Source organism: Rhodoluna sp. KAS3, assembly GCF_026000575.1.
GTDB lineage: Bacteria > Actinomycetota > Actinomycetes > Actinomycetales > Microbacteriaceae > Rhodoluna.
Map to the genome: position 1 here is coordinate 69,631 of NZ_AP026910.1, position 25,806 is coordinate 95,436.

24 protein-coding genes are annotated in these 25,806 nt (G+C 55.0%); 13 read left to right on the forward strand and 11 right to left on the reverse strand.

Annotated elements, in window-relative coordinates:
- Positions 1-3: 3 nt before the first annotated feature.
- The 4 genes from hemL to OO731_RS00365 are packed head-to-tail and all read right to left on the reverse strand — an operon-like array spanning position 4 to position 5,228.
- The gene (gene hemL, locus OO731_RS00350; RefSeq protein WP_264890217.1) at positions 4-1,314 is read right to left on the reverse strand and encodes a glutamate-1-semialdehyde 2,1-aminomutase; all 1,311 of its coding nucleotides are present in this window, start codon (positions 1,312-1,314) and stop codon (positions 4-6) included.
- Positions 1,314-2,300: a porphobilinogen synthase gene (gene hemB / locus OO731_RS00355; RefSeq protein ID WP_264890218.1), complete on the reverse strand. Its 987-nt coding sequence runs from the start codon at positions 2,298-2,300 to the stop codon at positions 1,314-1,316. The genes hemL and hemB overlap by 1 nt, the downstream gene beginning before the upstream one ends.
- Positions 2,297-4,018 carry a hydroxymethylbilane synthase gene (gene hemC, locus OO731_RS00360; protein ID WP_264890219.1) on the reverse strand — a complete coding sequence of 574 codons (1,722 nt, stop codon included), beginning with the start codon at positions 4,016-4,018 and terminating at the stop codon, positions 2,297-2,299. The genes hemB and hemC overlap by 4 nt, the downstream gene beginning before the upstream one ends.
- Positions 3,963-5,228 (reverse strand): glutamyl-tRNA reductase, encoded by a 1,266-nt coding sequence (locus tag OO731_RS00365; protein WP_264890220.1) that lies wholly within the window; start codon positions 5,226-5,228, stop codon positions 3,963-3,965. The genes hemC and OO731_RS00365 overlap by 56 nt, the downstream gene beginning before the upstream one ends.
- A 51-nt stretch (positions 5,229-5,279) precedes the next feature.
- On the opposite strand from OO731_RS00365, the gene hemE reads away from it, so the two are divergent.
- From hemE to OO731_RS00400, 8 genes are read left to right on the forward strand one after another with little or no spacing between them, the layout of a single operon-like run.
- Positions 5,280-6,338 carry a uroporphyrinogen decarboxylase gene (gene hemE, locus OO731_RS00370; protein WP_264890221.1) on the forward strand — a complete coding sequence of 353 codons (1,059 nt, stop codon included), beginning with the start codon at positions 5,280-5,282 and terminating at the stop codon, positions 6,336-6,338.
- 5 nt (positions 6,339-6,343) lie between these two features.
- The gene (locus OO731_RS00375; RefSeq protein ID WP_264890222.1) at positions 6,344-7,621 is read left to right on the forward strand and encodes an FAD-dependent oxidoreductase; all 1,278 of its coding nucleotides are present in this window, start codon (positions 6,344-6,346) and stop codon (positions 7,619-7,621) included.
- A 5-nt stretch (positions 7,622-7,626) separates the two neighbouring features.
- Positions 7,627-8,334, forward strand: coding sequence for a hydrogen peroxide-dependent heme synthase (hemQ, locus tag OO731_RS00380; protein ID WP_264890223.1), 708 nt, complete (start codon positions 7,627-7,629; stop codon positions 8,332-8,334).
- Positions 8,331-9,437 (forward strand): ferrochelatase, encoded by a 1,107-nt coding sequence (locus tag OO731_RS00385; protein ID WP_264890224.1) that lies wholly within the window; start codon positions 8,331-8,333, stop codon positions 9,435-9,437. Before hemQ ends, OO731_RS00385 begins: the two co-directional genes overlap by 4 nt.
- 28 nt (positions 9,438-9,465) lie before the next feature.
- Complete coding sequence (locus OO731_RS00390) at positions 9,466-9,681, forward strand: heavy-metal-associated domain-containing protein (RefSeq protein ID WP_264890225.1); 216 nt, start codon at positions 9,466-9,468, stop codon at positions 9,679-9,681.
- Between the two features lie 7 nt (positions 9,682-9,688).
- Entirely contained in the window at positions 9,689-11,794 is a 2,106-nt protein-coding gene (locus OO731_RS00395) for a cation-translocating P-type ATPase (protein ID WP_264890226.1), read from the forward strand.
- 39 nt (positions 11,795-11,833) lie between these two features.
- The gene (locus OO731_RS06800) at positions 11,834-11,968 is read left to right on the forward strand and encodes a DUF2256 domain-containing protein (RefSeq protein WP_346732377.1); all 135 of its coding nucleotides are present in this window, start codon (positions 11,834-11,836) and stop codon (positions 11,966-11,968) included.
- Positions 11,968-13,455 carry a cryptochrome/photolyase family protein gene (locus OO731_RS00400; RefSeq protein WP_264890227.1) on the forward strand — a complete coding sequence of 496 codons (1,488 nt, stop codon included), beginning with the start codon at positions 11,968-11,970 and terminating at the stop codon, positions 13,453-13,455. The genes OO731_RS06800 and OO731_RS00400 overlap by 1 nt, the downstream gene beginning before the upstream one ends.
- A 6-nt stretch (positions 13,456-13,461) precedes the next feature.
- Here the strand turns inward: OO731_RS00400 and OO731_RS00405 are convergent, their stop codons facing one another.
- Positions 13,462-13,722: a zinc ribbon domain-containing protein gene (locus tag OO731_RS00405; RefSeq protein WP_264890228.1), complete on the reverse strand. Its 261-nt coding sequence runs from the start codon at positions 13,720-13,722 to the stop codon at positions 13,462-13,464.
- Between the two features lie 149 nt (positions 13,723-13,871).
- On the opposite strand from OO731_RS00405, the gene OO731_RS00410 reads away from it, so the two are divergent.
- Genes OO731_RS00410 through OO731_RS00420 form a run of 3 tightly spaced genes read left to right on the forward strand, consistent with a single transcriptional unit; the run spans position 13,872 to position 16,248 of the window.
- Entirely contained in the window at positions 13,872-14,543 is a 672-nt protein-coding gene (locus tag OO731_RS00410; protein WP_264890229.1) for a LuxR C-terminal-related transcriptional regulator, read from the forward strand.
- Positions 14,512-15,660, forward strand: coding sequence for a hypothetical protein (locus tag OO731_RS00415; protein ID WP_264890230.1), 1,149 nt, complete (start codon positions 14,512-14,514; stop codon positions 15,658-15,660). The genes OO731_RS00410 and OO731_RS00415 overlap by 32 nt, the downstream gene beginning before the upstream one ends.
- Before the next feature lie 12 nt (positions 15,661-15,672).
- Complete coding sequence (locus OO731_RS00420) at positions 15,673-16,248, forward strand: hypothetical protein (RefSeq protein WP_264890231.1); 576 nt, start codon at positions 15,673-15,675, stop codon at positions 16,246-16,248.
- Here OO731_RS00420 and OO731_RS00425 read toward each other — a convergent pair.
- Genes OO731_RS00425 through OO731_RS00435 form a run of 3 tightly spaced genes read right to left on the reverse strand, consistent with a single transcriptional unit; the run spans position 16,229 to position 19,183 of the window.
- Positions 16,229-16,516 carry a hypothetical protein gene (locus OO731_RS00425; RefSeq protein ID WP_264890232.1) on the reverse strand — a complete coding sequence of 96 codons (288 nt, stop codon included), beginning with the start codon at positions 16,514-16,516 and terminating at the stop codon, positions 16,229-16,231. The genes OO731_RS00420 and OO731_RS00425 overlap by 20 nt on opposite strands.
- A gap of 34 nt (positions 16,517-16,550) precedes the next feature.
- Complete coding sequence (locus OO731_RS00430; protein ID WP_264890233.1) at positions 16,551-17,711, reverse strand: acyltransferase; 1,161 nt, start codon at positions 17,709-17,711, stop codon at positions 16,551-16,553.
- 2 nt (positions 17,712-17,713) lie between these two features.
- On the reverse strand, positions 17,714-19,183 hold the full coding sequence (locus OO731_RS00435; RefSeq protein WP_264890234.1) for an alpha-amylase family glycosyl hydrolase: 1,470 nt from the start codon (positions 19,181-19,183) through the stop codon (positions 17,714-17,716).
- Between the two features lie 163 nt (positions 19,184-19,346).
- On the opposite strand from OO731_RS00435, the gene rlmN reads away from it, so the two are divergent.
- Together rlmN and OO731_RS00445 are read left to right on the forward strand one after the other, a co-directional pair.
- Positions 19,347-20,534 carry a 23S rRNA (adenine(2503)-C(2))-methyltransferase RlmN gene (rlmN, locus tag OO731_RS00440; RefSeq protein WP_264890235.1) on the forward strand — a complete coding sequence of 396 codons (1,188 nt, stop codon included), beginning with the start codon at positions 19,347-19,349 and terminating at the stop codon, positions 20,532-20,534.
- A gap of 8 nt (positions 20,535-20,542) precedes the next feature.
- Positions 20,543-21,550, forward strand: coding sequence for a glycosyltransferase family 2 protein (locus tag OO731_RS00445; RefSeq protein ID WP_264890236.1), 1,008 nt, complete (start codon positions 20,543-20,545; stop codon positions 21,548-21,550).
- On the opposite strand, the gene galU is transcribed toward OO731_RS00445, so the two are convergent.
- Genes galU through OO731_RS00460 form a run of 3 tightly spaced genes read right to left on the reverse strand, consistent with a single transcriptional unit; the run spans position 21,551 to position 25,783 of the window.
- Positions 21,551-22,435 (reverse strand): UTP--glucose-1-phosphate uridylyltransferase GalU, encoded by an 885-nt coding sequence (galU, locus tag OO731_RS00450; protein WP_264890237.1) that lies wholly within the window; start codon positions 22,433-22,435, stop codon positions 21,551-21,553.
- The gene (locus OO731_RS00455) at positions 22,436-25,006 is read right to left on the reverse strand and encodes a glycosyltransferase family 8 protein (protein ID WP_264890238.1); all 2,571 of its coding nucleotides are present in this window, start codon (positions 25,004-25,006) and stop codon (positions 22,436-22,438) included.
- Between the two features lie 39 nt (positions 25,007-25,045).
- Positions 25,046-25,783: a nitroreductase gene (locus tag OO731_RS00460; RefSeq protein WP_264890239.1), complete on the reverse strand. Its 738-nt coding sequence runs from the start codon at positions 25,781-25,783 to the stop codon at positions 25,046-25,048.
- Between the last annotated feature and the right edge of the window lie 23 nt (positions 25,784-25,806).

Here is a 25,806-nt window from a genome sequence, read left to right on the forward strand (position 1 = left end):
AGTTCAACTTACTGCTGCGGCTGCCTTTGCGGCCAGCTTTGCCACTGACTCAATCTTCTCGATGTCGGCATCGGTGTGGGCCCCTGAAACAAACCAGGCCTCGAAGGCTGATGGTGGCAGAGAGACTCCGTTTTCAAGCATGGCGTGGAAGAACGCGTTGAATGCCTTGGTGTTTTGGGTTTGGGCATCGGCGAAGGTGACCACCGGCTTATCGGTGAAGAAGAACGAGAACAGGTTGCCACCGAATTGGGTTTGGTGAGCCACGCCCTCAGCGGTCAGTGCGGTCGAGATGACCTTGCCGACCTGCTCGGCCCGCAGGTCTAGGGTGGCGTAAAGCGCTGCATCACAGAGCTCAAGAGTTGCCAGGCCGGCGGCAGTTGCCACCGGGTTACCACTCAGAGTTCCGGCTTGATACACCGAACCCAGTGGTGCCAAGAGGTCCATGACCTCGACCTTGCCAGCAACAGCAGCAACCGGGTACCCGCCGCCAATCACCTTGCCGTAGGTCAGGATGTCTGGATGCCAGCCTTCTGATTCGTTGACTAGTCCCCACCAACCTGCGGCTGAAACTCTAAAGCCGGTCATTACTTCGTCGAGAATCATCAGCGCACCGTGCTTTGCCGTGATCTCACGAATCTTGCCGTTGAAATTGTTTTTCGGTGGAACCACACCCATGTTGGCCGGAGTTGGTTCGGTAATCACGGCAGCGATTTCGTCACCGCGCGCTGCAAATAGTTGCTCGAGCGCTTCGGCATCGTTGTATGGCAGAACCACGGTGTCTTGGGCCTGGCCTGGGGTAACACCTGGTGAGTTTGGTAGACCGAGGGTAAGCACACCCGAGCCGGCTTGGACGAGAAGGGCATCGGTGTGACCGTGGTAGCAGCCGGCAAACTTGACGATGACGTTGCGGTTGGTAGCGGCACGTGCCAAACGCACTGCGGTCATAACTGCCTCGGTGCCTGATGACACAAAGCGCACGCGCTGGGCAATGCCGACTCGTCGAGTAATTTCTTCGGCCAGCAGGACCTCATTTGGGCTAGGCGCACCAAACGAGGCTGAGAGTGCGGCCGCCTCGGTAACCTTGGCCACAACGTGATCGTGGGCATGGCCAACAATCATCGGGCCCCATGAGCCCACTAGGTCTACGTACTCGTTTCCGTCGGCATCCCAAATACGCGAGCCTTTGCCGCGCACAAAGTATCGAGGGTTGCCGCCAACAGCAGAGAAGGCCCGAACCGGCGAGCTAACGCCACCCGGAATTACATTCTTTGCGCGCTCGTGCCACGCAATTGAGGCATCGATGTTCTGGGTCATTAGAGAGTCTTTCGTGCGTAAAACATGTCGGCGAGCTCAAGAGCCCAGTAGGTGCAAATAACTGTCGCGCCGGCTCGGCGAACTGAAGCAACTGCCTCGAGAATCGCGCGTTCGCGGTCAATTAGGCCCTGTTCGGCAGCAACCTCAATCATGGCCATCTCACCCGAGACCAAGTAGGCGGCAACCGGTACGTCAACGATCTGGGAGGTCTCGCGAATCACATCCAGGTAGGCCAAAGCTGGCTTGACCATAACGATGTCGGCACCCTGCTCAACGTCTAGGCGCACCTCACGCATTGACTCGGTGAAGTTGCGTGGGTCCTGCTGGTAGGTGCGGCGGTCGCCATCGAGTTCAGATTCAACGGCATCGCGAAATGGCCCATAAAAGGCGCTCGCGTACTTGGCCGAGTAAGCCAGGATTGACACATCGATGAACCCGGCTTTGTCGAGCTCGGCTCGAACATAGCCAACCTGACCATCCATCATTCCGCTGGCGCCCAGCATGTGAGCTCCGGCTTTGGCTAGGGCAACGGCCATCTTTCCGTACGCAATCAAGGTGGCGTCGTTGTCAACGTTTCCGTGACCATCGAGCACACCGCAGTGACCGTGGCTGGTGAATTCATCAAGGCAGAGGTCAGCCACTACAACCAGTTTGTCGCCGGCGCGCTCGCGCACTGCAGCCACCGCGCGGTTCAAAATTCCATTGGGTTCACAAGCTGCAGAACCCAGTTCATCGCGCTCAGCTGGAATACCAAAGATCATGATTCCGCCGATGCCGGCAGCGATTGCGCGATCGACTTCGGCTAGAAGCGATGCCTCAGTGTTCTGAAAAACTCCCGGCAAGCCCTTGATCGGCTTTGGCTCGGTCAGGCCCTCTTTGATAAAAGTTGGGTAGATAAGTTGGCTCGGCACCACGTTGGTCTCGGCAACGAGGTTGCGCATTGCCTGGCTTGCCCGCAGGCGGCGTGGGCGTTCAATCAAACTCATGCTGTTCTCCTGTTGCTGGCGGCTTCTACCAGTGCAGCCGGGGTGGTGCCGTTGGTCAGGGCAATGTTGCCGAATCCAAGGCTCTTTGCCTGTTCCAGTGTGGCATTTCCGGTCACCAAAACCAGAGTCGCCAAGTCTTTAGGGGTAACAAAACTGGCCACCGCACGCGCGGCACTTGGTGAGCGCAAAACCAGAACATCGATTTCACCCTGCGCCAACGCCTTTGCGGTACGCGGCTCGGCGGTCACAGTTTGGGTGCTGTAGACCACCTCAGTGACGAGGTCAACACCCGCAAAAGTTACTGCGTCTTGCAGTGACTTCATGGCAATGCTTGATGCCGGCAGAATTACGCGCTTTGGATTGTGGACCAAGATTGACTGGCTCAGTGAGACCGCATTGGCCGCATCGGCAAGCAACACATCACCGACGCCCAGGGCCTTAACCTCGGCAGCGCTGCGTTCGCCGATTGCTGCAAATCTAAGGTTTGGGTTGGCAATCGCAGCCTGAAGCGCAACCATTCCAACCTGCTCGGCAAAGTAGCGCACTGCGTTTATCGAGGTAATTACCAACCAGGTGTCTGGCTCGGCATTCACCAGGGCGTCTAGCATTCGGCCCGCGCCGACCGGGTTTTCAAAGTTAGAAATCTGCAGGTAGGCGTCGCTGATTACGTTGAAACCGGCCGCCTCAAAGGCATCTGAATCTGGCTTGTTGTCACTTGAACGCACCAGCAACACCGATTTCTCGCGCGGGGTTCCAAGCTTTAGACCAAGATCGGTCTGCATCAATTGGTCTGCAACCTTTAAGCCCAACGCACGGGTTTTGGCTCCCGATGCTTCTGCAGCATCGATAGAGATCGAGATGCGCTCATGCCAATCAGAGTCATTGTCAGAGAGTTCAGCCGTAAGTTGAATCAGCCCGCCCTCAAGTACCGCGTGGGCTCCGATGGCGGTGGTGCAAGATGCCGAGATGCCCCTCAATACTGCACGCTCGGCTGAGACCAAAAGTTCAGTCTGAGCATCATTGATTTTGTGGAGCTCGGCCAATAATTCGTGGTCGTCTGAGCGGCACTCAATAGCTAGTGCGCCCTGGGCTGGCGCCGGCAGAAGCTCGTCATCGGTAAAAAAGTTGCTTTCGCCCTGGCGGAGACCAACGCGATTGAGCCCGGCTGCCGCCAGAATCGTGGCATCAAATTCGCCGTCGTCGATTTTCTTTAGACGGGTATCGATGTTGCCGCGGATGGGCTTGACCTCAAGGTCTGGGCGCAGGTGCTTTACGCGCGCGGCTCGTCGCGGAGATGATGTGCCGACGACTGAGCCGGCCGGTAGATCAGCCAGGCCAAGACCATCGCGGCTAATCAAAATGTCACGGTAGTCCTCGCGCTCAGGAATAGCCGCCAGGGTAATTCCATCAATCGGGGCTGATGGCAAATCCTTAAATGAGTGCACGATGTAATCGACTTCACCGGCAAGCAGCGCGTCTCTAAGGGCAGAAACAAAAACACCTGGGCGCTTTGGGGCAAAAAGATTGCTGGCTGGGTTGTCACCCTCGGTTTTGATAAACACGAGTTGGCTTTCAAGGCCGGTGGCTGCAAGAACCTGGTCGGCAATCATGCCCGATTGGGTTTTGGCTAGCAAGCTGGCACGGGTGCCAAGCTTCAAGACCCTACTTGGCATCGGCCACGCGGTTGATTTCGATGCCGAAGACCATTCGAAGGGCATCGATGAACTGCTTTTCGTTGCCTTCTTTTGCCGAAGTCTTGGCGGCCAAAGTTGGTACGTGCATAAAGGTTGAAGTCACTCTCTTTAGACTGCGATGAACTTCTTCAGCCATTTCGTCGCCCGATTTATTTCTAACTCGTTCGACTTCTTCTTCAATCAGTTGAGCAATGTGCTTGCGCATTGCCACCACCATTGGGTCTGCGGCACGGGCAATTGCTTCATTCTCAAAATCGCTTACCTGGTGGCGCACAATTTCTTGGGCTCGCAGAATTGCCTCGCTGTGCTCACTCGGAGTGTGCAGGCGAATGTAGTCGAGGTCCATGATCGATACGCAGGAAAGGTCGTAGACCGGAGGCGCAACGTCGGCCGACAGGGCCACATCGATGATGCGCAATTCTTTTGGCTCAATGGCCAACACAGCTTTGGCAAGTTTGAAGTCAATCATGTGGCCGCTGCCTCCGCTGGCAGTCACAGTAAAGTCGCAGGCCGCCATGGTTTCGGCTAGGTCAGGCTTGGCAATCGGGGTGGCTCCGCGGCCCTCACTAAATTCTTCGGCGCGGCCGCTCGATGAGTAAACAAAAACCTGCGCAACGTTTTCGCGTTGCAAAGCGGCCACCACAACGCGGGCGTATGCACCCGTGCCCATGACCAAAACCTTATTGCCCTCGATGGAGCCAAACTTTTCTTTGTGCAGGGCAAGTGCTGCGGTGAATACTGAGCGCCCGGCTTCGCCGAGGCCGGTCTCGTTAGAAACCTTTTTTGCCACCTGAGCTGCAGACTGAAACAGCTTCTCAATTTCGGTTGAGGTGTGTGAATCTGCCTGGGCTACCTGAAGGCTGCGCTTAACCTGGCCGGCAATTTCGCCCTCGCCAACAATCATCGATTCAAGGCCCGAGGTCACCGAATAGAGGTGTTGAACCGCTGCCGAACCGTAGCTAACTCGCAGCAGCTTGCTGCAGTAATCCCGGTCGAGGCCAGTAATTTCTGAAACCACACCGATTACATTCTCAACGGCGCTGTGAAACCGATCGGTGTCTAGGTAGACCTCAAAGCGGTTGCAAGTACCAATGGCAACGCCCCCGCTGATGCCGCTTTCTTCTTTTGAAATTGAAAAAAGTTTGCTGCGAATTGAATCGGTGTGACGTTCAAGATTTTCTAGTTCACTCAACGGGATGTCGTTGTAATTGGCACCTAGCAATACGAGAGTCACAGGTAAATTCTAAGCGCCAACGGGTTGGCCGGGCCGTGTAATGATTAATCGGTGAACCTACCTAGCGCGCACCCACTTGCCTCCGGAAAAACCTCGAATTCTGCATTGGTCAGGTCTTACCTGGGCGAGAAGACCGATACCAAAGCCGTTTGGCTAATGCGTCAGGCCGGGCGTTCGCTACCGGAGTATCGCAAAGTGCGCGAAGGCGTTGCGATGTTGGACTCGTGCCTGCGTCCAGAGCTAGCTGCTGAGATCACCATGCAGCCGGTCCGCCGCCACAAAGTGGATGCAGCTATTTTCTTTAGCGACATCGTGGTGCCACTGAAACTAGCTGGTGTTGACGTTGAAATTGCACCCGGAATTGGGCCGGTGCTCGAAAACCCGGTTCGCACCCGCGCCGACTTTGAACGTCTCGAAGAGTTAGACCCAGCCAGCCTTGCTCCAATCCAAGAGGCAATCGGCCTGATTATTGCTGAGCTTGGTGAGACCCCGCTGATTGGTTTTGGTGGAGCACCGTTTACTTTGGCTTCATACCTGATTGAGGGTGGCCCTTCAAAAGAGTTGCCAGTTAGCCGCGCAATGATGGCCAACGACCCAGATCTGTGGAACGACATCTTGGCGTGGACCGCCCGGGTTACCGCAACCTTTATCCGTGGCCAGGTTTTGGCCGGCGCCAGTGCGCTGCAACTCTTTGACTCATGGGCTGGCCGACTAGGTCTCGAAGACTACAAAAAGTTTGCGGCGCCACATTCAAAGGCAGTCATGGATTCACTTCTTGACCTACCGGTTTCGCGTGTTCACTTTGGAGTTCAGACCAAAGACCTACTGGCCGAAATGTATGGCGTTGGTGCGACCGTGATGGGTGTTGACTACGAGACCCCGCTTGACGAAGCCAACCGAATTCTTGGCGGAAAAGTGCCTCTGCAGGGAAACATTAACCCAGACTTCTTGTTCAAACCTTGGGCAGAGCTTGAGGCTCATGTTCGCGATGTAATTGCTCGAGGCGAGAGTGCGCCGGGTCACGTTGTGAACTTGGGCCACGGTGTGCCACCAGAGACCGACCCAGATGTAATCACCAAAATGGTTGCCCTAGTCCACGGAGATATCTAGACCCAATGCCCAAAACCGCTGCAGTAGTTGGCGCCGGAATCGCAGGATTGGTTTCGGCTAAGCGACTGATTGAAGCTGGGTATCAGGTTGAAATCTTTGAAAGCACCAGCCGAGTCGGCGGACTTATTGCGTCAGCCAACCTTGGCGGGCACCAAATCGACATCGGTGCTGAATCTTTTGCAGTGGCAAAAAACACAGTGCCTGAGCTTTGCGCCGAATTGGGTATTGAGCAACTGATTGTTTCGCCACAGCGAAGCGATGCCAGAATCCTCACCAGCGGGGGAGCCCACCTGATTCCTCACGGGGTGCTCGGTATTCCGAGTGATCTAGATGACCCGGCAGTTGTTGATGTGGTTGGCGCCGATGCCGTAGCGGCCGCAAAGCAACTTGATTCTGCTGCCTGGAATTACCCGCCCGAAATCACTATCGGAGCCCTGGTTGAGGCAAGGCTGGGTCGGGCATTTGTCGATAATTTCTTGACGCCGGTAATTGCCGGAGTTCATTCATCTGATGCCATGACTCTCGAGGCAGCCACGGTTGCACCTGGCCTTTTGGCCAAGGCGGCCGAGCTTGGCTCACTAGTGGCGGCAGTTGGGGCAACCAGAAATTCTGCCGCGCGGCCTGGCGCTGCGGTGGCATCAATATCCGGTGGAATGCACCGATTGGTAAGCGCGCTCGAGAGCCACCTGATCAAAGCCGGTGCCAAGATTCACCTCAACCGTCCGGTTGAGTCCCTTGCTGATCTGAACGATTACGACCGAGTGGTTTTGGCTGCCGGCATTGAGGGTGCAGCGCAACTATTCTCTGACCTGGCGGCTATCCGCGGTGTTGATGCAGCGGTGGTTGCACTCTTGGTCGAGTCAGAGCAACTTAACGAGCTGCCTCGAGGTAGCGGTGTTTTGGTGGCTGCCGACGTTGAGGGCATCAGTGCCAAGGCCGCCACGCACGTCAATGCCAAGTGGGCTTGGGTCAATTCTGAGTTGCCGCCAAACCAGCACATTTTGCGTTTTTCATTTGGCCGCAACGGCATCCTGCCGGCAGACACCGATGCTCTCGCTGCGCTCGCCGTGGCGGATGCAGCCAAGATCTTCGGTGTCGATGACATCCGGGTGGTTGAATCTGTGACTCAACTTTGGCCCAAAGCTTTGGTGCAATCCGGTCCGGGGCACTCGGTTATCGTTAAGCGGGTTAAAGCGGCGCTGGCCGCTGATTCCCGTCTGGCAATCATCGGTGCTGGGCTCGGGGGAAACGGCATTACTGGAATTCTGAGCGAAGGAAGATGAACAACATGACTGAAGCGACAACCCCAGCGGCCCGCCCAACGCCGGCCGAAATCAACGAGACCATTCACTACACAACCTTTTTGGCTTATCAGCTAGACAGTCGCGTGGCCGACGGCGCTTCGGCTAGCCGCAGCTATGCAGCCTGGGTCGCTGAGTGTGCCGCGGCCGGTGTGACCGTGCGCGGAGCCTACGATCTGACTGCCTTGCGTGCCGACGCAGCGCTGTTGCTTTGGCTGCACGCTGACACCGCAGAACAACTTCAGCGAGCAACCCACGCCTTTGCCCGCATCGAATTTGGTGCAAACTTTTCACCAACTTGGTCGGGCATGGGAATCCATCGCCCAGCCGAATTCAACCGCTCACACGTGCCAGCTTTTATGCAGGGTTACGCCCCAAAGACCTGGCTGTGCTTTTACCCATTCGTTCGTTCCTACGAGTGGTACCTTTTGCCAGAGGCCGAGCGTTCAGAGATGCTGCGTGAGCACGGAATGGCTGGTCACACCTACAAGGGTGTGCAGAGCAATACGGTTTCATCGTTTGCCTTGGGTGACTATGAGTGGCTGCTTGCCCTTGAGTCAGAAGATCTTCACGAGATTGTCGACATGATGCGCACTTTGAGAAATACTGAGGCCCGTCGTCATGTTCGAGAAGAAGTACCGTTCTTTACCGGCAGCATTCTTGACGCAAACCTAATCGGAGAGACCTTCGCATGACCTACGACGCAATTCTTTTGACCTCATTCGGTGGCCCAGAAAGCCCTGACGAAGTCATGCCGTATCTTGAGCGCGTAACCGCTGGCCGCGGTGTGCCTCGCGAGCGTCTTGAAGAGGTGTCTCACCACTACCTTGCTCTCGGTGGCGTTAGCCCAATCAACGAGCAGAACCGCGCGCTGTTGGCTGCCATGCGTAGCCACTTTCCGTCACGCGGCATCGACATTCCGATTTACTGGGGTAACCGCAACTCAGAGCCATACTTTGCCGATGTCCTAAAGCAGATGTACGAAGACGGCCACCGCAACGTTTTGGCCTGGGTAACCAGTGCCTACTCGTCTTACTCGGGTTGCCGTCAGTACCGTGAGAACCTTGCGGTCGCGCTCATCGAGACCGGCTTAGAGGGCAAATTGAACATCGATAAGGTGCGCCACTACTTTGACCACCCGGGTTTCATCACCCCAATTGCCGATGACCTAGCTACCCAGATCTCGGCAATGTATGACCAAGGTCTTGCCGCGGGTGACATTTCAATCATGTTTGCCACCCACTCAATTCCAACTGCGATGGGCGTTAGCTCTGGCCCTGAAGCTCGCCGTGAAGAATTTGCCGAGCTAGCCGGTGAAGGTGGGGCCTACGCTGCTCAGCATCTAGCCGCTGCCTCAGAGACCATGAAAAAGGTAGCCGAAAAAATCGGTGCTGAATTGCCTGACTGGTCATTGGTTTACCAGTCACGATCAGGTTCACCATCGGTGCCATGGCTAGAGCCAGACGTAAACGATGCCATCAATGCTGCAGCTGATGCCGGAACCAAGGGCGTAATTATTGTGCCGATTGGTTTTGTTAGCGACCACGTTGAGGTTATCTGGGACCTTGATAACGAGGCCAAAGAAACTGCTGAGGAACGCGACCTGAAGTTTGCTCGGGTAGTTACCTCAGGTGTGGCTCCAGAATTTGTTGACGGCATTGCCGACCTAATTCTTGAGCGCCAGGCTGGTGCCGAGAAGAAGGCTCTGTCTAAACTGGGCCCATGGGTAGATGCTTGTGCAGTGGGCTGTTGCCCGAACCTGCGTAAAGAACTACCGGTAATTGCCGAAGCCGTCTAAAGCCTAGGCCTCTACAAAAGGGGTAAATATGTCATCGAAAAAAACTCTTCAGCTTGAAGGAATGACCTGCGGCCACTGCGTTGCATCGGTGACAAAAGAGCTCGAAAAGGTTGCCGGCGTGACCGATGTATCGGTTGACCTGGCATCTCAGTCGGCAACAATTCAGGCTGAGGACGCTGTCTCGCAAGACCAGTTGAGCGCGGCCATTGATGAGGCCGGCTACAAACTCGTTTCGGTCAGCTAGGTCGGCCATGAGCCCGGCTGAAGTCAAGAGCCTAGATCTCGACATCGAGGGCATGACTTGCACGGCTTGCTCGAGGCGGGTTGAAAAGAGCCTGAACAAGGTTGCCGGCGTCAGTGCCTATGTTGACTTTGCCTCTGAAAAAGCGCACCTCACATTGTCGGCTGATGTTGACCGAGCCGATTTAGTGAAGGCTGTTGAAGAAGCTGGGTACTCAGTGGGTGCCGAGCGCAACGAACTCAAGAGCACTGTGATTCGGCTGTGGGTGGGCGGGGTAATTTCACTACCGGTTGCCCTCATCAGCATGGTGCATGAATGGATGCCACCAAACTGGAACCTCACCTCAGCGATTGCAACCTTTCCGGTGGTTCTGTGGGTTGCGTGGCCGTTTCACTCGGCCGCGTTCAAAAACCTTCGCCACCGCTCCACCACAATGGACACCCTGGTTTCACTCGGCGTGATCATTGCCTACCTGTACAGCTTGATCGAATTGCTGATGGGTGGCCACGAAGCCTACTTTGAGGTTGCCGCCGTAGTACCGACGGTGGTTTTGCTCGGCCGCTGGCTTGAACTTCGCACGCGTCGATCAGCTACCGACTCGGTCCGCGCACTGCTCTCGGCTATTCCGGACACTGCGGTGGTTAGGCGCGAGGGCTCCCAAATGACCTTGGCCACCAGCCAGGTTGTAGTCGGAGACCTTGTGGTTGTCGCTGCCGGTCAAAAGGTGCCGGTTGACGGCGTGGTGGTTGAGGGTCACAGTCAAATCGATAACGCCCTAATCACCGGTGAATCGGTGCCAACTGAGGCTGCCGAAGGCATGACAGTAGCGGCCGGCGCATTGAACCTCGGCGCGAGTTTGGTCATAAAAACGACTGCGGCCAGTGCACATAGTCGCATTGCTCAGATCGCCGACCTAGTGCGCGAGGCCACCGCACACAAGGCCAAAATTTCTAGCCTGACCGACAAAATCTCAGCCGTCTTTGTGCCTTCGGTTATCGCAATTTCTGTGGTGACATTTGCCGCCTGGTGGTTGATTGGCGGTGATGCTCAGGCTGGTCTGCGCGCCGGCATCGCGGTATTGGTAATTGCCTGCCCATGTGCGCTCGGCATTGCCGTGCCAATGAGTTTGGCTGTCGCCACATCGATGGGCGCTCGCCGCGGCATTGTGATTCGCAACCCCGATGCCCTCTCGTTGCTAAGTAAAGTTAAGAGTGTGCTGCTTGATAAAACCGGCACTCTAACCACCGGTCAGCTGAGAGTTGCTAAGACCATACCGATGGCCGGGTTCAGCGAACCACGAGCCATTTCACTGGCTGCAGCTATCGAGCGCAATTCGGTTCACCCAATAGCAAAAGCAATTGCTGACCTTGATGATTCGTTTGCGGCCGAGGGCGTTCTTGAGACTGCGGGCACTGGTGTTTCGGGCACCGTAGCCGGTGTTTCAGTTGAGGTTTCGCGCCGAGATTCAAGCACGTTCTCAAACTCCGATGAACTCCAGCAAGCCATCGCCCAGGCCGGCCCGCGCTCACTCGCAATCACATCGATTGATAACCAAGCGGTGCTATTGATTGCGCTTGAAGATGACCTTCGACCAGAGGCATTTGCAACGATTGCCAAACTTCACGATCTGGGAATCGAACCGGTTTTGCTATCGGGTGACGTTGAGGCCAGGGTGGCATCGGTGGCTGCAACCCTCGGTATTGCTAAATTCTATGCGGGCGTGGCCCCGGAGCAAAAACTAGGGGTGGTCCGAAAGATCAAGGCCGAGACCGGCAGTGGACTCATTGCCATGGTTGGCGATGGGCTAAACGATGTTGCTGCGCTTGCGGGCGCTGATGTTGGCCTAGCCATGGGGTCGGGTACTCACGCGGCCCAGTCAGCTGCGGCCATCACGATTGTTGACGACGACCCGCTTTGTATTCCCTACGCGCTGGCCCTTGGGCGCAAAACCTGGTCCAACATCAAGCAGAATCTCGGTTGGGCTTTCGGCTACAACGTGGTTCTGATTCCAGTGGCTGCACTCGGATTATTGAACCCGATGTTGGCTGGCACCGCGATGGCTTTCTCGAGTATCTCGGTCGTGCTGAATGCCCTGCGGCTCAGAACCGTGCGCTAGTCTTCGAATTAGTGAGGGCGAGATAGTTAGGCTTGAGTCATGCCTGCAGCCAAAACCAAGAATGGGTTTGAACCCAAAATCTGTGAACGCTGCGGGCTTCCTTTTGAATGGCGCAAAAAGTGGGCCCGCGACTGGGCCAACGTAAAGTACTGCTCGCAAAAGTGCAGGGGCTAGTGACTGCTGCCCAGCCCACGCGCCTGCTGTATGTGGCGCACGATCACCTTAACTTTGATCACGGTATTCTCAAGACCGCTGATTCCAACACCGATGCCCTGGTGCTTGTCGAGAGCCAGAGAATGATTACTGGCCGTCCTTGGCATAAAGAGCGCCTGTTCTTTTTGCTTTCATCAGCACGACACTTTGCCGCTGAGGCGCAGTCGCGCGGTTTCACCGTTCGATACATCCAAGCGCCAACCACTATCGATGGCCTCAAAGCTGCCCAAGCTGAATTTGGCAACCTACCGATTCACTGCGCTGAACCGTCATCGTTTCGTCAGTATCAGCAGCTCAAAGACTTTGGCGTCGACTTTGTCGAAAATGACCTGTTTCTAACCACTCGGGCGCTATTTGATCTGTGGGCTCAAAAGCAGAAATCTTTTGTGATGGAGAACTTCTATCGGGCTCAACGAGTGCGCCTAGGCATCTTGGTTTCTAACGGTGAGCCTGAGGGTGGTCGTTGGAACTACGACTCTGAAAACCGCCTGCCGCCGCCAAAAAACTACACTTGGCCCGCCTATCTTGAGCATGGTCGCGATGACATCGATGCCCAGGTTGCCACCCAGTTGGAGCACGAACCTACCAACACCTGGGCCACCACCCGCGAGGGTGCACTGAGCCAGTTGGCTAATTTTATTGAGCACCACTTGGCTGGGTTTGGCCCTTATGAAGACGCCGTTGCGGCCGATAACTGGGCGCTTCACCACTCACTACTCAGCCCGTATCTCAACAATGGTTTGTTGCATGCCAGTGAGGTTGTTGCTGCAGTGGTCGATGCCTACCGCGCCGGTCGCGCTCCGATTGAATCGGTGGAGGCATTTGTTCGGCAGGTCATTGGCTGGCGCGAATACATCAACGGAATGTATTGGTTTTTGGGTGAGGATTACCGAAACCTCAACCTTCTAAATGCTGATCGCAAACTCTTGCCGCTGTTCAATGATTCGTCAAAAACTCAGATGAACTGTGTGCGTTCAGTGGTCGCCGATGTTGAGGCCCGCGCCTGGACCCACCACATTCCGCGGCTCATGATTTTGAGCAATCTTGCCCTGGTTACCGGCACCAATCCGCAGCAATTTTTGGACTGGATGCGCGAGCAATTCATCGATGCTGCTGAATGGGTAATGGTGCCAAACATTATCGGTATGGCAACGCACGCCGATGGCGGCTTGCTGATGACCAAGCCCTACGCAGCTGGCGGTGCGTATTTGAGCCGCATGACTCAGCACTGCAAACCTTGCGCCTATGACCCAAAGAAGCGTGTGGGCACCGATGCCTGCCCGTTCACAACTTTGTACTGGGATTTCCTTGAGCGCCACAAAGATACGTTCGTAAAGAACCATCGAATGAGCCAGCAGGTGTTTGGTCTAAAGCGATTGAGTGATTTGCCCGAGCTGCAAGAGCGCGCCCAAGAGGTGTTAGCCGGCCTAGACGCCGGAACAATCTAGCGGGGCTCAGGCCTTCCAGCGCTCGAGTGTTGGAATCTGCCTCTTGGCCAGAAAGCGCATTAGTTTGCCACTGCCATTTTCAATTAGCGCCTTGTCCACAATCTCCTGCATTTCAGTAACCGTGCAGTTTGGCGTCAAGAATTTTCCGTCGGCGTAGCAGAGTGAACACCACTTTTCGCTGCGGCTTCCGTCGGCTTCGGTGCCGCGGCAATCGCCCGCCTTTTTGGTCTGCAGTGGCATGCCACAGCTTTGACATTGTTTGCTCATAATGCCCCCATTCCGGCCGGTTTTGGCCTCGCGTAAACATTAAGGCTAGTCGTGATGTCCATACATCTGTATGAATATGTTCGGACACCCACTTTTCGACTTATCCTTGAGGCACACGGGATGAATGCCCTGATGGCGAGGCGGTGGGTATGCGAGGTCTACGAGTTCTATTCGTAGAAAACGATGCCGCACTACTAGGCCTCTTGGCCGTCTCGCTTCGGGCCCACCCAGCCATCGATTCGGTTATCACAGCCGGCTCATCAGATGACGCACTGGCCGAAAACATCAGCATGGTTGATGTTGCTCTGCTCGATGTTGGCCTCGGTAGCCACTCGCTCTCAGGTATCGAACTCGGACTTGAATTGCGCGCCCGAAACTCAAACATCGGCATCGTTCTTTACTCCCAGTTGATCTCAGCTTCCTTCACCGATTCACTCCCGCAGGACTCCGGATACGGGTGGTCGATGATCCAAAAATCAGCTGACCTCTCAATCGATTACCTAGTCAACGTTCTCAACTCAACCGCCAAGGGTCTCAACATCATCGACCCAAAGGTGCGCCTCAACGATGCAGTTGTCGCCGTTGGTGGCGGCCTTGGTTCGCTAACCACCAAGCAGCGTCAGATCATGGCGCTGGCTGCATCGGGGTTAGACGCGGTTGAAATTGCCAACCAACTAGGATTCGCTCCGGTAACAATTCGTCAAGATTTATCCAAGGTTTATAAGGTCTTGGTGCCAAACCCTAAACCTGGCACTGATCTAAGAACCACAGCCGTGCTAAATTACCTGCGTGAGAGCAGAAGCACTGAATTCAATGTCTAGCCGAGGTCGGGCTGCCGTAAGGGCGCTTGGCCCATGGCCGATTAGAGACAAAGAAATAGCATTTTTGTTGAGTCTTTTTGTGCTGCTGTCCGGTTCAGTCGTTGAGATGAATGTTGGCGATGAAGCCACTCGGCTCACAGCTTTTCAGGCCATTCAAAAAATGACGATGCCCGCGGTTATTACCGCTGCCGTGGTCTTCTTGCCGCTCCGACTCGGGCGCACACTTATGGCAAAGTTCACTAAAGTGCAGGCCCCGATTTACTTCGCCACCGCGATTCTCCTTGGTGCGCTCATCGTTCCTATGCGTTGGTTCCTGATCGACATGTTTGATGTTCGACTCAACCGAGACTTAGTCGATGGTCTGCCGCTATTTTGGGTCACTGGGCTGATGTATCTTTCGATCAATGCCTCGATAGGCCGCTCCACAGCAAAGTTGGCTGCTGAGGTTGACCGAACCCAAACCTTGCTGCACGAGCTTGAGGGGCAGCGCACCAAGATTGTTGAGGCTCAGGAACAGGTTCGTAAAGAGATCGCGACTTATCTTCACGATGGACTCCAATCGCAGCTTGTTGTTCTTGGGTTGCAAATGCGCAACTCAATCAAAAATCTGCCGACCGACCAAGCTGCCATAGCCAACTCGTTCATCGAAGAAATTGAGCACATCCGGCGGGTTGATGTGCGTAAGGCCAGTCAGCAGCTTTCACCTGACCTGCAGCAGATCTCAGTTGCAACCGCCATCCGTGACATTGCCGACCGCTATTCTCCAGAAGTAAAGGTGGCCATTGGGATTGACTCTGCCGTGCAGTCGCCAGCCTTGCCAGAGCGAACCAAGTTGGCTCTGTATCGAATTGCCGAGCAGGTAATTTTGAATGCCGCAGCCCACGGTCAAGCAAGAAACGTGTGGCTCTCAATCGCTGCTCAAGACGGCCACTTTGATTTTCAAATCGCAAATGATGGCCACGCACTCAGCAACCCACAAAACCCCGGTGGCGGAGCCGCAATTATCAGCAGCTGGGTTGACTACCTCGATGGCTCCTGGTCACTAACCCAAGAGGCCGGCCAGCACGTGCTCTTCAAAGCAACGCTGAATTTACCTGTACTGGACTCTCGTGGATAGGCAGTGGATGTGATGGCCATTTCGAGACCTATCGTTGGTTTTGGGCGGGCTGTTGCCGTAGTCGGACTCGCATTGACCCTGTCGAGTTGTGCTGTAATTCCTGACCCGAAGTTGGCCGAAGCCCATCGAAATACTCTTGTGGAAATTCAGAAGGAAGCAAGTGCTCTTGGTCTTCCTAGCGGCAGCATTGATAAATCCTGCGCCATGCCATTTGACTGCAGCGCGAATAACGCCTACCAATCGACCACATATTTCGCTGCCGAGTCCCTGACAGATGAGATGGTGTGCGAAGCAGTTGTGGACTTGGCACATCGACTCAATTACACCTCTATCCGGCGCGATTTCGAGATCGAACCCCTGGGCAGCGATTCAGAAACCCAGGTATCCGAATGTATCGATGCTCTTTCAGAGAACCATGGTTCCGGTAGCTTAAGTCAGTCCGAGGGATTCGTCTTCACAGCGGAAAAAGTGTTCCCCGAGGGAACGGTGTATTTTGCCGTTCAAGTGAACTCTGTTTTCGAGGCGGAGGGGACCCGAGAGGGCGAACGCGGTTACTATTTCCTAATGTCTACTCGCGAGTACGAATAAGCACCATTACGAGCCCTACTAGTGCGGAGATTGCTCCGAAAACTAGTCCAGCTGAAGCCTGCGCAACCGAGGATGCCGAGCGAGCGATTTCATCCTGACCGTGGCCTGGAACCATTCCACCTGAGGCAAGACCTCCGAACATGGTCAGCCCAGCGCTAGCGATGCTGCCCAGAGAGAGAACACACAAGATTGCACCGCCTATTAGCAGGTACTTGCCCCATTTTTTTCTGAGTGAGCCTGCTTTTGGAGGTTGCTCATTCGCTTCCATGCTGGAATTGTATACCTGGCTGGTGCTCGTTGGCCTAGCGAATAGCCTTAACGATCTTGCGGCCCAGGGCCTGCAGTGGGCGCTCAAAAATCCAGTTGGTTCCGTATGCCAGAACGAACGAGATAAACGACACCATTACAATTTTTGTGACCAAGTAGATGGTCCACTTTTCGTCACCAGGGAATGGTGAGCCTAGGGCCTCTGGCACAAACTTGTCGTAGTTCAGTGAAACTACAACGTGGAATGCGTAGATACCAAAAGACATCTTGCCCATGAACGTCAAGAACTTGCCCCAAATGCCGCTTGCGCTTGGGTTGAACTGCGATGCCTGAAGCACGAGCAGCGCAAATACTGGTCCCGCAAAGTACGTGGTCCAGTAGACCATGTCGTCTTGGAAGAATCCGTGTGACTGAAACAAAAGCCATGCCACTGCCAGTGAAATTACAAACATCCACCAGTTTCTAATCTTCGACAAAAAAGTCAGGTGCTTACGAACCAAAAGGCCCAAACCAAAACCAAGCATTGCGCGGCCCAAGGCCTCCCACTCGCGAATCGGGCCAGAACCAAAGGTTGAAGAGTTTCCAATCCAGTCTTGGTCGTGGTTGAGGCCGTACCAGAGCATTACATAACCAGCGATGATTCCGAGCCAGATACCAAAGCCCTTGAGTGCGGTTAGTGGCGTGAAAATCAGGTTGGCAAACCACTCGGCCGACAGCGACCAGAGTGACCAGTTCATGGCAATTGCAGCCGAAACCCAGATGTGCATGAGCAGCAGTGACTGCACAAACAGCTCAGAGGTGAAGTTGGGGTCCGGGAAGGTCGGTGCCGGCTTCAGAATGTTCTCGGCCTGAATCAAATAAGTGTGCGCTGCCCAGGTGAACAGCAGCACCGCCAAGAGCATAGGCCAGAATCTGAAGACGCGTTTTACAACAAAACGCAGGGCATCTTTTGGAAAGCTGCGGATCTTCTGTGGCATCGATGGAAATAGCACAAAGCCCGAGAGTACAAAGAAGAAGTCAACCAGCAGGTACCAAGAGTCGAGGTAAGGGTAAATCGACAGCACGACCACGTGGAATGACAGCACGCCAAGGGCAGCAAAGCCGCGCATGCCGTCAAGCAGAGTGAATCGGGTCAGGCCAGCAGAACCCTGCGCCACAGAACCCTGGCCGCTTACCTCGTTGGTTGCCGCGCTCATAATTACTCTGCGCTGCCTAGGGCTTCAACCGAGTTGTAGCTGCGGGTGCCTGCGGCATCCTTTACCTCGATGACAAACTCTGGCGCATCTACTGAGGTGTTGAACTCAAGTGAGATTGAGTCATCTCCGTTGACCCAACCCATGCGCAGGCTGCTTTCGCCGGTTACGTTCCATGAGAACTCGCCGTCAAATACTGGCAGGTTGCGCAGGCGGGCCAAAGCGATGATGGCCTTGGTTACCGGCTGCTCAAGGGCAACTGCAATTTCTTCAGGGGTGTAGTTGTGGCGGTTTACGTCACGGCCCTGCTCGGTCTTGTTGAACAGCTCAACGTCATCCATGCCGTTGAAAAGACCTACGTAGTAAACCTGAGGCTCACCTGGCAAGAAGAACTGCACCGCACGCATGATTGTGTAGGCGGTGTCGTTAGCCACGATGTTTGGCAGGGTGGCGTTGATCTGGTGAGGCAGGGTGAACCACTGCGGCACAACTGATGCAATTGCCGAGTGACCGTTGGTGTTTTCTTCGGCCTTCTTGAAGATGAACGCCATTTCATCCTGGGTAATCAAACCTGGGCGGCCGTTGATTGGCCCACCATCGATAACGCCGTAACCGTCGTGAGTGTCAAGCACGTTTAGGCAGTTGTTTGGGCGAATCTTGAACCAGTCGTCCAAGCGGTCAACGGTGCCGGTGAAGAATGAGTGCAACAGCAGGGGAGCAGTCTGGAAGTCGTAGATCAGGTCAACCAGCGGAGCAATGTCTAGCTGCTGGGTGTAGTGAGCGTGAACCTCAACCAAAACGCGCATGCCGTATGACTGAATCAGTTCGGTGATTTCTTCAACAAACTCAAGGGTCTCTGGGGTCATGAATGAGTCAGTGCCCGGAGTCTTGACCGCGTAGCCAACTGCGTCGAGGCGGACAACCTTTACGCCACCTGACTGAAGTGCCTCAAGAACACTCTTCAGGTAGTTCTGGCCCTTCTCGTGCTTGATGTCGATGTCAACCTGTGACGGCATGAAGGTGGTCCACACTAGGCGGCGCTTGCCAGCAACCTCGTATGCGGTGAACGGCATGCCTGGGCGTGGGCGGTAGAAAGAGGTGATTCCCTCTTCGGTACCACCGTTAGGGAACACGGTGTCGAAGGTCAAGAACAGGCCGGCGTACTCTGAGGCATCGCCCTTTTCTTGCCAGTCGATAAATTCTGGAGAAAGTGCTGACGCGTGGTTAACGATTAGGTCAGCGGTTAGCTCGTGGGTTTCTGAGATGCGCTTGAAGTCAGCCCAGTTTCCAAGACGTGGGTCCACAATCTTGTGGTCGATCGGGTCAAAACCGGCGTCGTCGCCGTCGTATGGGTGAAAGAACGGCAGTACGTGAATGCCGCTGAAGTCCTTCAGTGGACCCTTTAGTAGTTTCTCAATCTCCCCAAGATTGCCGCCAACGCGTTCTGCATAAACCAGGATGCTGGCACCAGTCATTTTGTGTCTCCTCGTGTTTTTGACCAAAATCGGTAAGCGATTACATTTTGGTCCCAGACAATGATATAGCCCCTCTAGGCCAAAAAACAGGCTGAAGGTAAACTGTTATAGAGCCCGCAAATCTTTTGCCAGGGCAGCCTCTTCCAAATCCTTAGGAGCCCAAATGTCTGAACTACGGCAGGTGCGTCCGAAGACCGAAGGTTGGAAGCAGCAAAAAGACGCTGAGGGCAAGCCGTTATTGATGTTTGCCGAGCCAAAGCGCGGCAAGCCACCGGTTCACCTGGTTGATATGACCGCCGAAGAGCGCGCTGCCAAAATGAAAGAGCTTGGCATGCCGGCGTTCCGCGCCAAGCAGATTGCGGCCCACTACTTCACCAAATACACCAGCGATCCAGCTGAGATGACCGACCTTCCGGCTGCTGGCCGCGAAGAGTTGGTGGCCGGAATGTTGCCTCCTTTGCTCACAGAAGTAAAGCGCTTACAGACCGATAACGGTGACACCATCAAGTTTTTGTGGCGCCTATTTGACGGCGCTTTGGTCGAGTCAGTTTTGATGCGCTACACCGGCCGAATCACCCTTTGTATTTCATCGCAGGCCGGCTGTGGCATGAACTGCCCGTTCTGCGCCACTGGTCAGGCTGGCCTCACCCGCAACATGTCGGCTGCCGAAATTGTTGAGCAGGTAGTGCGCGCCAACCAGGCGATCGCTGCCGGAGAACTTGGTGGCAGCAAGGCCAAGCTGGCCGACGCCCCTTCGCGCGTTACCAACATCGTCTTCATGGGTATGGGTGAGCCATTGGCCAACTACTCACGCGTTATGACCGCGGTCCGCACCATGGTTGCGCCACAGCCTGAGGGTTTGGGCATGTCCGCTCGCGGTGTGACCGTATCAACTGTTGGGCTGGTCCCGGCAATCAAAAAGCTGGCCGAAGAAAACATCCCAGTTACTTTTGCTCTTTCACTGCACGCACCTGATGACGAACTGCGCGACGAACTGATTCCGGTCAACTCAAAGTGGAAGGTTGACGAGGCTCTAGATGCTGCCCGCGCCTACTTTGATGCCACCGGTCGCCGAGTTTCAATTGAGTACGCGCTGATCAAAGACATGAACGACCACGCTTGGCGCGCCGATCTGTTGGCCGAGAAGCTAAACGCCCGCGGCAAGGGCTGGGTGCACGTAAACCCAATTCCGCTAAACCCAACTCCGGGTTCAATCTGGACTGCCTCGAGCCGCGATGTCACCGATGAGTTTGTGCGCCGCCTCGAAAAAGCTGGAGTGCCAACCACCCTGCGCGACACCCGAGGCAAAGAGATCGACGGCGCCTGCGGCCAGCTTGCGGCTGCCGACTAGGAGCCCGCATGAAACCCCTGCTTCGCGCCGGCTACAACCTGCTTTCGCACCCGTTTGCCGCCAAGGTTTCTGATGCCCTGCTGATGGCCCGCTACAAGGCCATCGCCAGCAAGGCCAGCCACGGCCAGCTCACCGAGCAAAAGCCCAACACCGATGCTCCCAAAATCACAGTCGTGGTTCCGGTCTACAACGTTGAGCGTTACCTAGCCCTGTGCCTGCAGAGCCTGGTTGCCCAGAAGTACCCAAACCTAGCGGTCATCGCGGTTAATGATGGCTCGACCGACGGTTCACTCAAGGTGGCTCAAAGCTTTGCCGGCCAGCTAAACCTGACCATCGTTGACCAGGCCAACGCCGGCCTAGGTGCCGCTCGAAATGCTGGTGTGCGTGCCATTGCGGCCACCGACTACCTGATGTTTTTAGACAGCGATGACGCGCTGACCCCAAACGCACTGCACGAGCTGGCTGCCCAGGCCACCAAAACCAACAGCGATTTTGTGGTTGGCGACGTGCTGCGAATCAAGGGCCTAACCCGCATCAAGCGCGTTGATACCCGTCAGGTTTTTGCCAAAGGCACACTCAGCCGCACCACACTGGCCCAGCACCCAGCGGCCATTCAAGATGTCACGGCGTGGAACCGCCTGTTCAAGTTCAGCTTCTGGCAGCACCACGAGTTTGAGTTTCCGACCGGGGTTTTCTTTGAAGACATGACCCTGATGACCCGCGCTTATTTGGTCAGCAACTCGTTCGACATCTTGGCCAAGCCGGTCTATTTGTGGCGGGTGCGCACCGAGGGCGCCAAGTCAATCACCCAGCAGACCAACGACACCCAAAAGTTGGCCGACCGCCTGCTGTCTTTGCGCCAGATCAAGGTGCTGCTCGAGAGTGGTCTACCAAGCGGCCGCACCAATCAAGCCAACGTCGATGCCTTCAAGGCGCGCGTGCAAAAACACGACATCAAGTTGTATGAAAATTCAGTACCCGGCTCGGCCGAGCAGTTTGCCGAGTTTTTAGGCTAATTACTTATCAGCGATGAAGTGCTTCATCCAGGTCAGAAGATCTGCACCTAGGTCGTCACGCTTGGTGGCCAACTGAATGGTGGCCTTCAAGTACTCAAGCTTGTCGCCGGCGTCATAACGCTCACCAGAGAACAGCACACCAACCACGCCACCAGAGGTCTCTGGGTTGCGGGCAGCAATTGCCAGGGCGTCGGTCAGCTGAATCTCGCCGCCGGCACCAGGCTCAAGGGTTTCAATAATGTCTAAAATCTCAGGGCGCAAAATGTAGCGGCCAATTACCGCGTAGTTAGAAGGCGCAACTTCAGCCTTTGGCTTCTCAACAAAGTCAGAGACGCTAACTACGTCACCATTCTGACCGGCTGGCTTGACTGATCCATACTTGTGAATCTCAGTCATTGGCACTTCAACCAAGGCCACCACCGATGACTGGGTCTCAACAAAGACTTCAATCATGCGCTCAAGCAGGTGGCTTGATTCTTCGATCACGTCGTCACCGAGGAGAACCGCAAACGGCTCTCCTCCGGTGAACGAACGAGATGCTAGGACTGCATGGCCCAGACCCTTGGCTCCACCCTGGCGAACATAGTGAATGTTTCCTAGGTGGGTTGGGTTCTGAACCAGTGCAAGTTTTTCGTCGTCACCCTTTTCTTCTAGTCGAGACTCGAGAGCCTCGGCAGAGTCAAAGTGGTTCTCCAGCGCGTACTTGTCGCGACCGGTGACGAACAGGATGTCGGTTAGGCCGGAGCGAACCGACTCTTCAACGACATACTGAATGACTGGCTTATCAACCAAAGGCAGCATCTCTTTAGGCATGGCCTTAGTGGCCGGCAAGAAACGTGTTCCTAGCCCGGCTACCGGGATAACTGCTTTGGTTGGAGTCTTCATTTATTTTCCGATCTTCAAACCAAGTTCTTTGGCGTAGCTCTGGAACTCGTCCTTGTACAGAGCAAAGCCCTGCTTCCAAGGCTTGCCCGGGCCAGCCCAGTGAACAATCTGCGGGTTCTTTGAGTAGTCCTGAGTTGGAACGTAGTTCCAGTCGTCGTTCAGGGCAACAGCGCGGCCGCGTGACCAGAAGTTCATGACATCCTGGTCGTTTAGGCGCAGCTCTTCTACTAGGTAGAGGTTGCTCTCAACAAAGTTCTCAGCACGCATCTTCTTTAGGTTCATAACCAAGATGCCCGCGTTGTAGGTGTCAGCGGTTAGGTCACCGGTAGCGTGTGCACGGCGGCGAAGCGCCCATGCCTGCTTAGCCGGCAACTGCAAGCTGATGCGGGTGATGACGTCGATCAAGCTTGACCAGCCATCTAGGCGGCTCTTCTTACCAGCAAAGGCGTAGTCGCCCAGTGCAGTATCGTAAAGCTCGCCAACATCTCCGCGAACCAAGATGTCTACGTCTAGGTAAAGCACCTTGTCTAGCTCGGTCAAAACCTGTGGCAAGAACAAGCGGTCAAATGTTGAAACAGTGATGTGCTTCATCAAGTTGACCTTGCTGCCATAGCTGATGTCAGAGAAGTCGTGGAAGTAGAAGTTAACCTTCGGGAACAAGCTAGCAACCTTGGCAAAGTAGTCGTCAGAAAGACCGCGAGTCAGAATGTGGGCGTTAACTTCACGCTTGGTGTTCTTCATCATCGATGCAATAACAACGATTAGCTCGTTCTGCAGGTTCTGGTCACACGCAAACGCAACGTCAACAGCCTTCTTGCCGCGCTTGTTGTCGTTTAGCTTCACAACGTGTGAGTTGAACTTCTTGTAAACCTCAGGCAGGTCAATTGCTGACTCACCCAATGGCTCAAGGTTGGTTGCGTACTGCTCAGCAAACTCAACGTCTGGCTGAACTAGCTCGCGCCAGATTGCCATAACTTCTTCGTATGACTTGCCCTCAAGAATGTGGCCAACAATAACCTCAAGCTTGTGCTCGATGCCGTGGCGGATCTTGTTGAAGTCTGCCTCGTTTAGGTCAAGTAGACCCTCGAAACGAACATCTGAGCGCTTTCCAGGAACAAACTCAACTGGGAGGCCCATTGAGCGTGCAGGTAGGTAGCAGTGCAGGCGCTTGGTGATTACCTTGCCGTAGTCGGCGTACTTGGCCAACATGCCACGTGCGTCTTCGATGCCCTCAACTAGTGAGAAGCGGCGTACGTAGTCACCGATCTGGATGTAGAACCACTTCCACATGAACATGTAGCGGAACTTCATCCACTTTCGACCAGCCTCAACAACTGCAAGCTTTGGAATCTTGCCGCCGAAGCGTGCCTTTGGCAGAACCTGACCAACGGTGGTGGTTACACAGCCTGAGAAGAAGGCAGGTACACCCCAGTCGCGCAAGCGGTAAACAGTGGTCCAGTCGCGGCAACCGATTGGGCCAAACTTCTTTAGCTCAGCGGCAACCTTGGCGTTCAACACGTCTGCGTCCTGAATGTGGAACGAAATCATGATTGGGTTGACGTTCTTTGGGTACGGGAAGTCAACTTCGCCCTTATAAGGGCGGTGCATGAACCATCCGTTTGAGATCAACCAGGTGTTCTCTGGGTACTCGCGGCCTGATGAGTAGTCGCGGTGCAGCTCAACTGGCTGAACCTTGACCGGAGCCTTGCCCTCAATGCGGCGGTGCTTCTGAACGTGTGACTTCAGCTTGGTTAGGTATCCAGCTAGGTCGCTGCCGCCAACGTACTCAACGTTCTGGAAACGCAGTAGGTGAGAAATAGCGGCAAGGGTCTGAACGTAGTCACCACGGTTAGATGATGAACGCCAGTAGTCGAGCATGTTGTAGTCCATAACCGCAAAGTTCACGGTGTTCTTTAGGGCCTTAACCTGCTTGCCGTCGTCAGCCAGCATCTTGACCCACCAGTCAAGCTCAATAACCTCAAGCTCGCTTAGCTTCTTGCGGTTGCTTGGGGTGTCAAGGTTGGCAACCCACTTGCGTACATCCTTGGTGTGCTGGTTCTTGATTGCAACACGGATTAGCTGAGCGTAGTCGCTCGGGTTCAAGGTGGTGCCGTTTAGTAGCGCGTCAACCTCAGCAAGGGCCTTCTTAGGCTCTTCCTTTACGTAAACGTCAAAGTACTCAAAGGTGGCAACGCGCTTGGCTAGGTCAACGCCTGCTTCGCGGAAGAAACCGAGTGCAGACTCTGACAAACCGTCAAGAGCCAAGAAGGTACCGAATGACAACGCACCGAGAGTGCGAGTTGACTCGGTTTCGTAGATGCGCTGTAGCGCACCGCGGGCAGCAACACGGTTGCCCTTTGGGTAAGTTGAACGAACGTGAGCAACCAGAATCTCGTCTAGTGGCTTACCTTTTTCAAGCTTCTTGATCAGTTGGGCGTTGATGTCATCTGGGCCCATGAGGAGCAACTTTTCGCTCAACTCATTTAGTTTCAGGGTGTAACGGCGAACCTTGCCGCGCTTCAGTGCGTACTTGCTTGCGCGCAGTAAAAAGTCTTTCAAAAGTGACCTCATTTTTTTCGATTATTCAAGGGTCAAGCATACCGTGAAGGGCTATTTATAGGGCGTTGCCTTGATTTCAGACACGTCTAATCGGTGTGCTTTAAAGTCATTGATTGCCGCGTCAGAAGGGTAGCCAATTGCCACCCCGCAGAGCAGGCGATACTGCTTTGGCACCTCAAATTCACTGCGAACCACGTCATCCCAGATGGCAACCGCACCCTGGGCGCAGGTGCCCAGCCCGCGGGAGTGCGCGCTGAGCATCAGGTTCTGCATAAACAGGCCGGCATCTGAGGCCGAAAAAATGTCCAGGCTACTGTGCACGAAGATAAAAAGTTCGGTTGGGGCACCGAAGAATTCGTAGTTCTTGGCCCACATGGCGTCGCGGCCGACTTTGTCTCCGCGTTCAATGCCAATGGCCGAGTACAGCTCTTTGCCAACCCGAGCTGCGCGGCCCTTGAGTTCGGATGGGTAGGGCTTGGCAATCATCCGGTTGCTGGTCGGCAAGCCGTAGCGGGTCAGAATCAATTTCAACTTGGGCACTAGGCCGCCTACTCGGGCAGCCGACAGGGCAGCCCAGCGCTTCAAAAATTCGGCACTGATTCGGTCGCGCTTATCTCCGCTGGCCACTGCCACCAAGAATGGGCGAGTGTTCGACCAGCTCGGCGAGGTCATTGCATCGGTAAGCAATTCATCGATCACGCTCTCGGGCACGGGAGTCGGCAAAAAATCGCGGGTGGTTCGGCGCGATGCCGCGAAGGCTGAGAACTGTTCAGGGGTGATTTTGGCCATAGTCAAAACCTACGGCATCTACT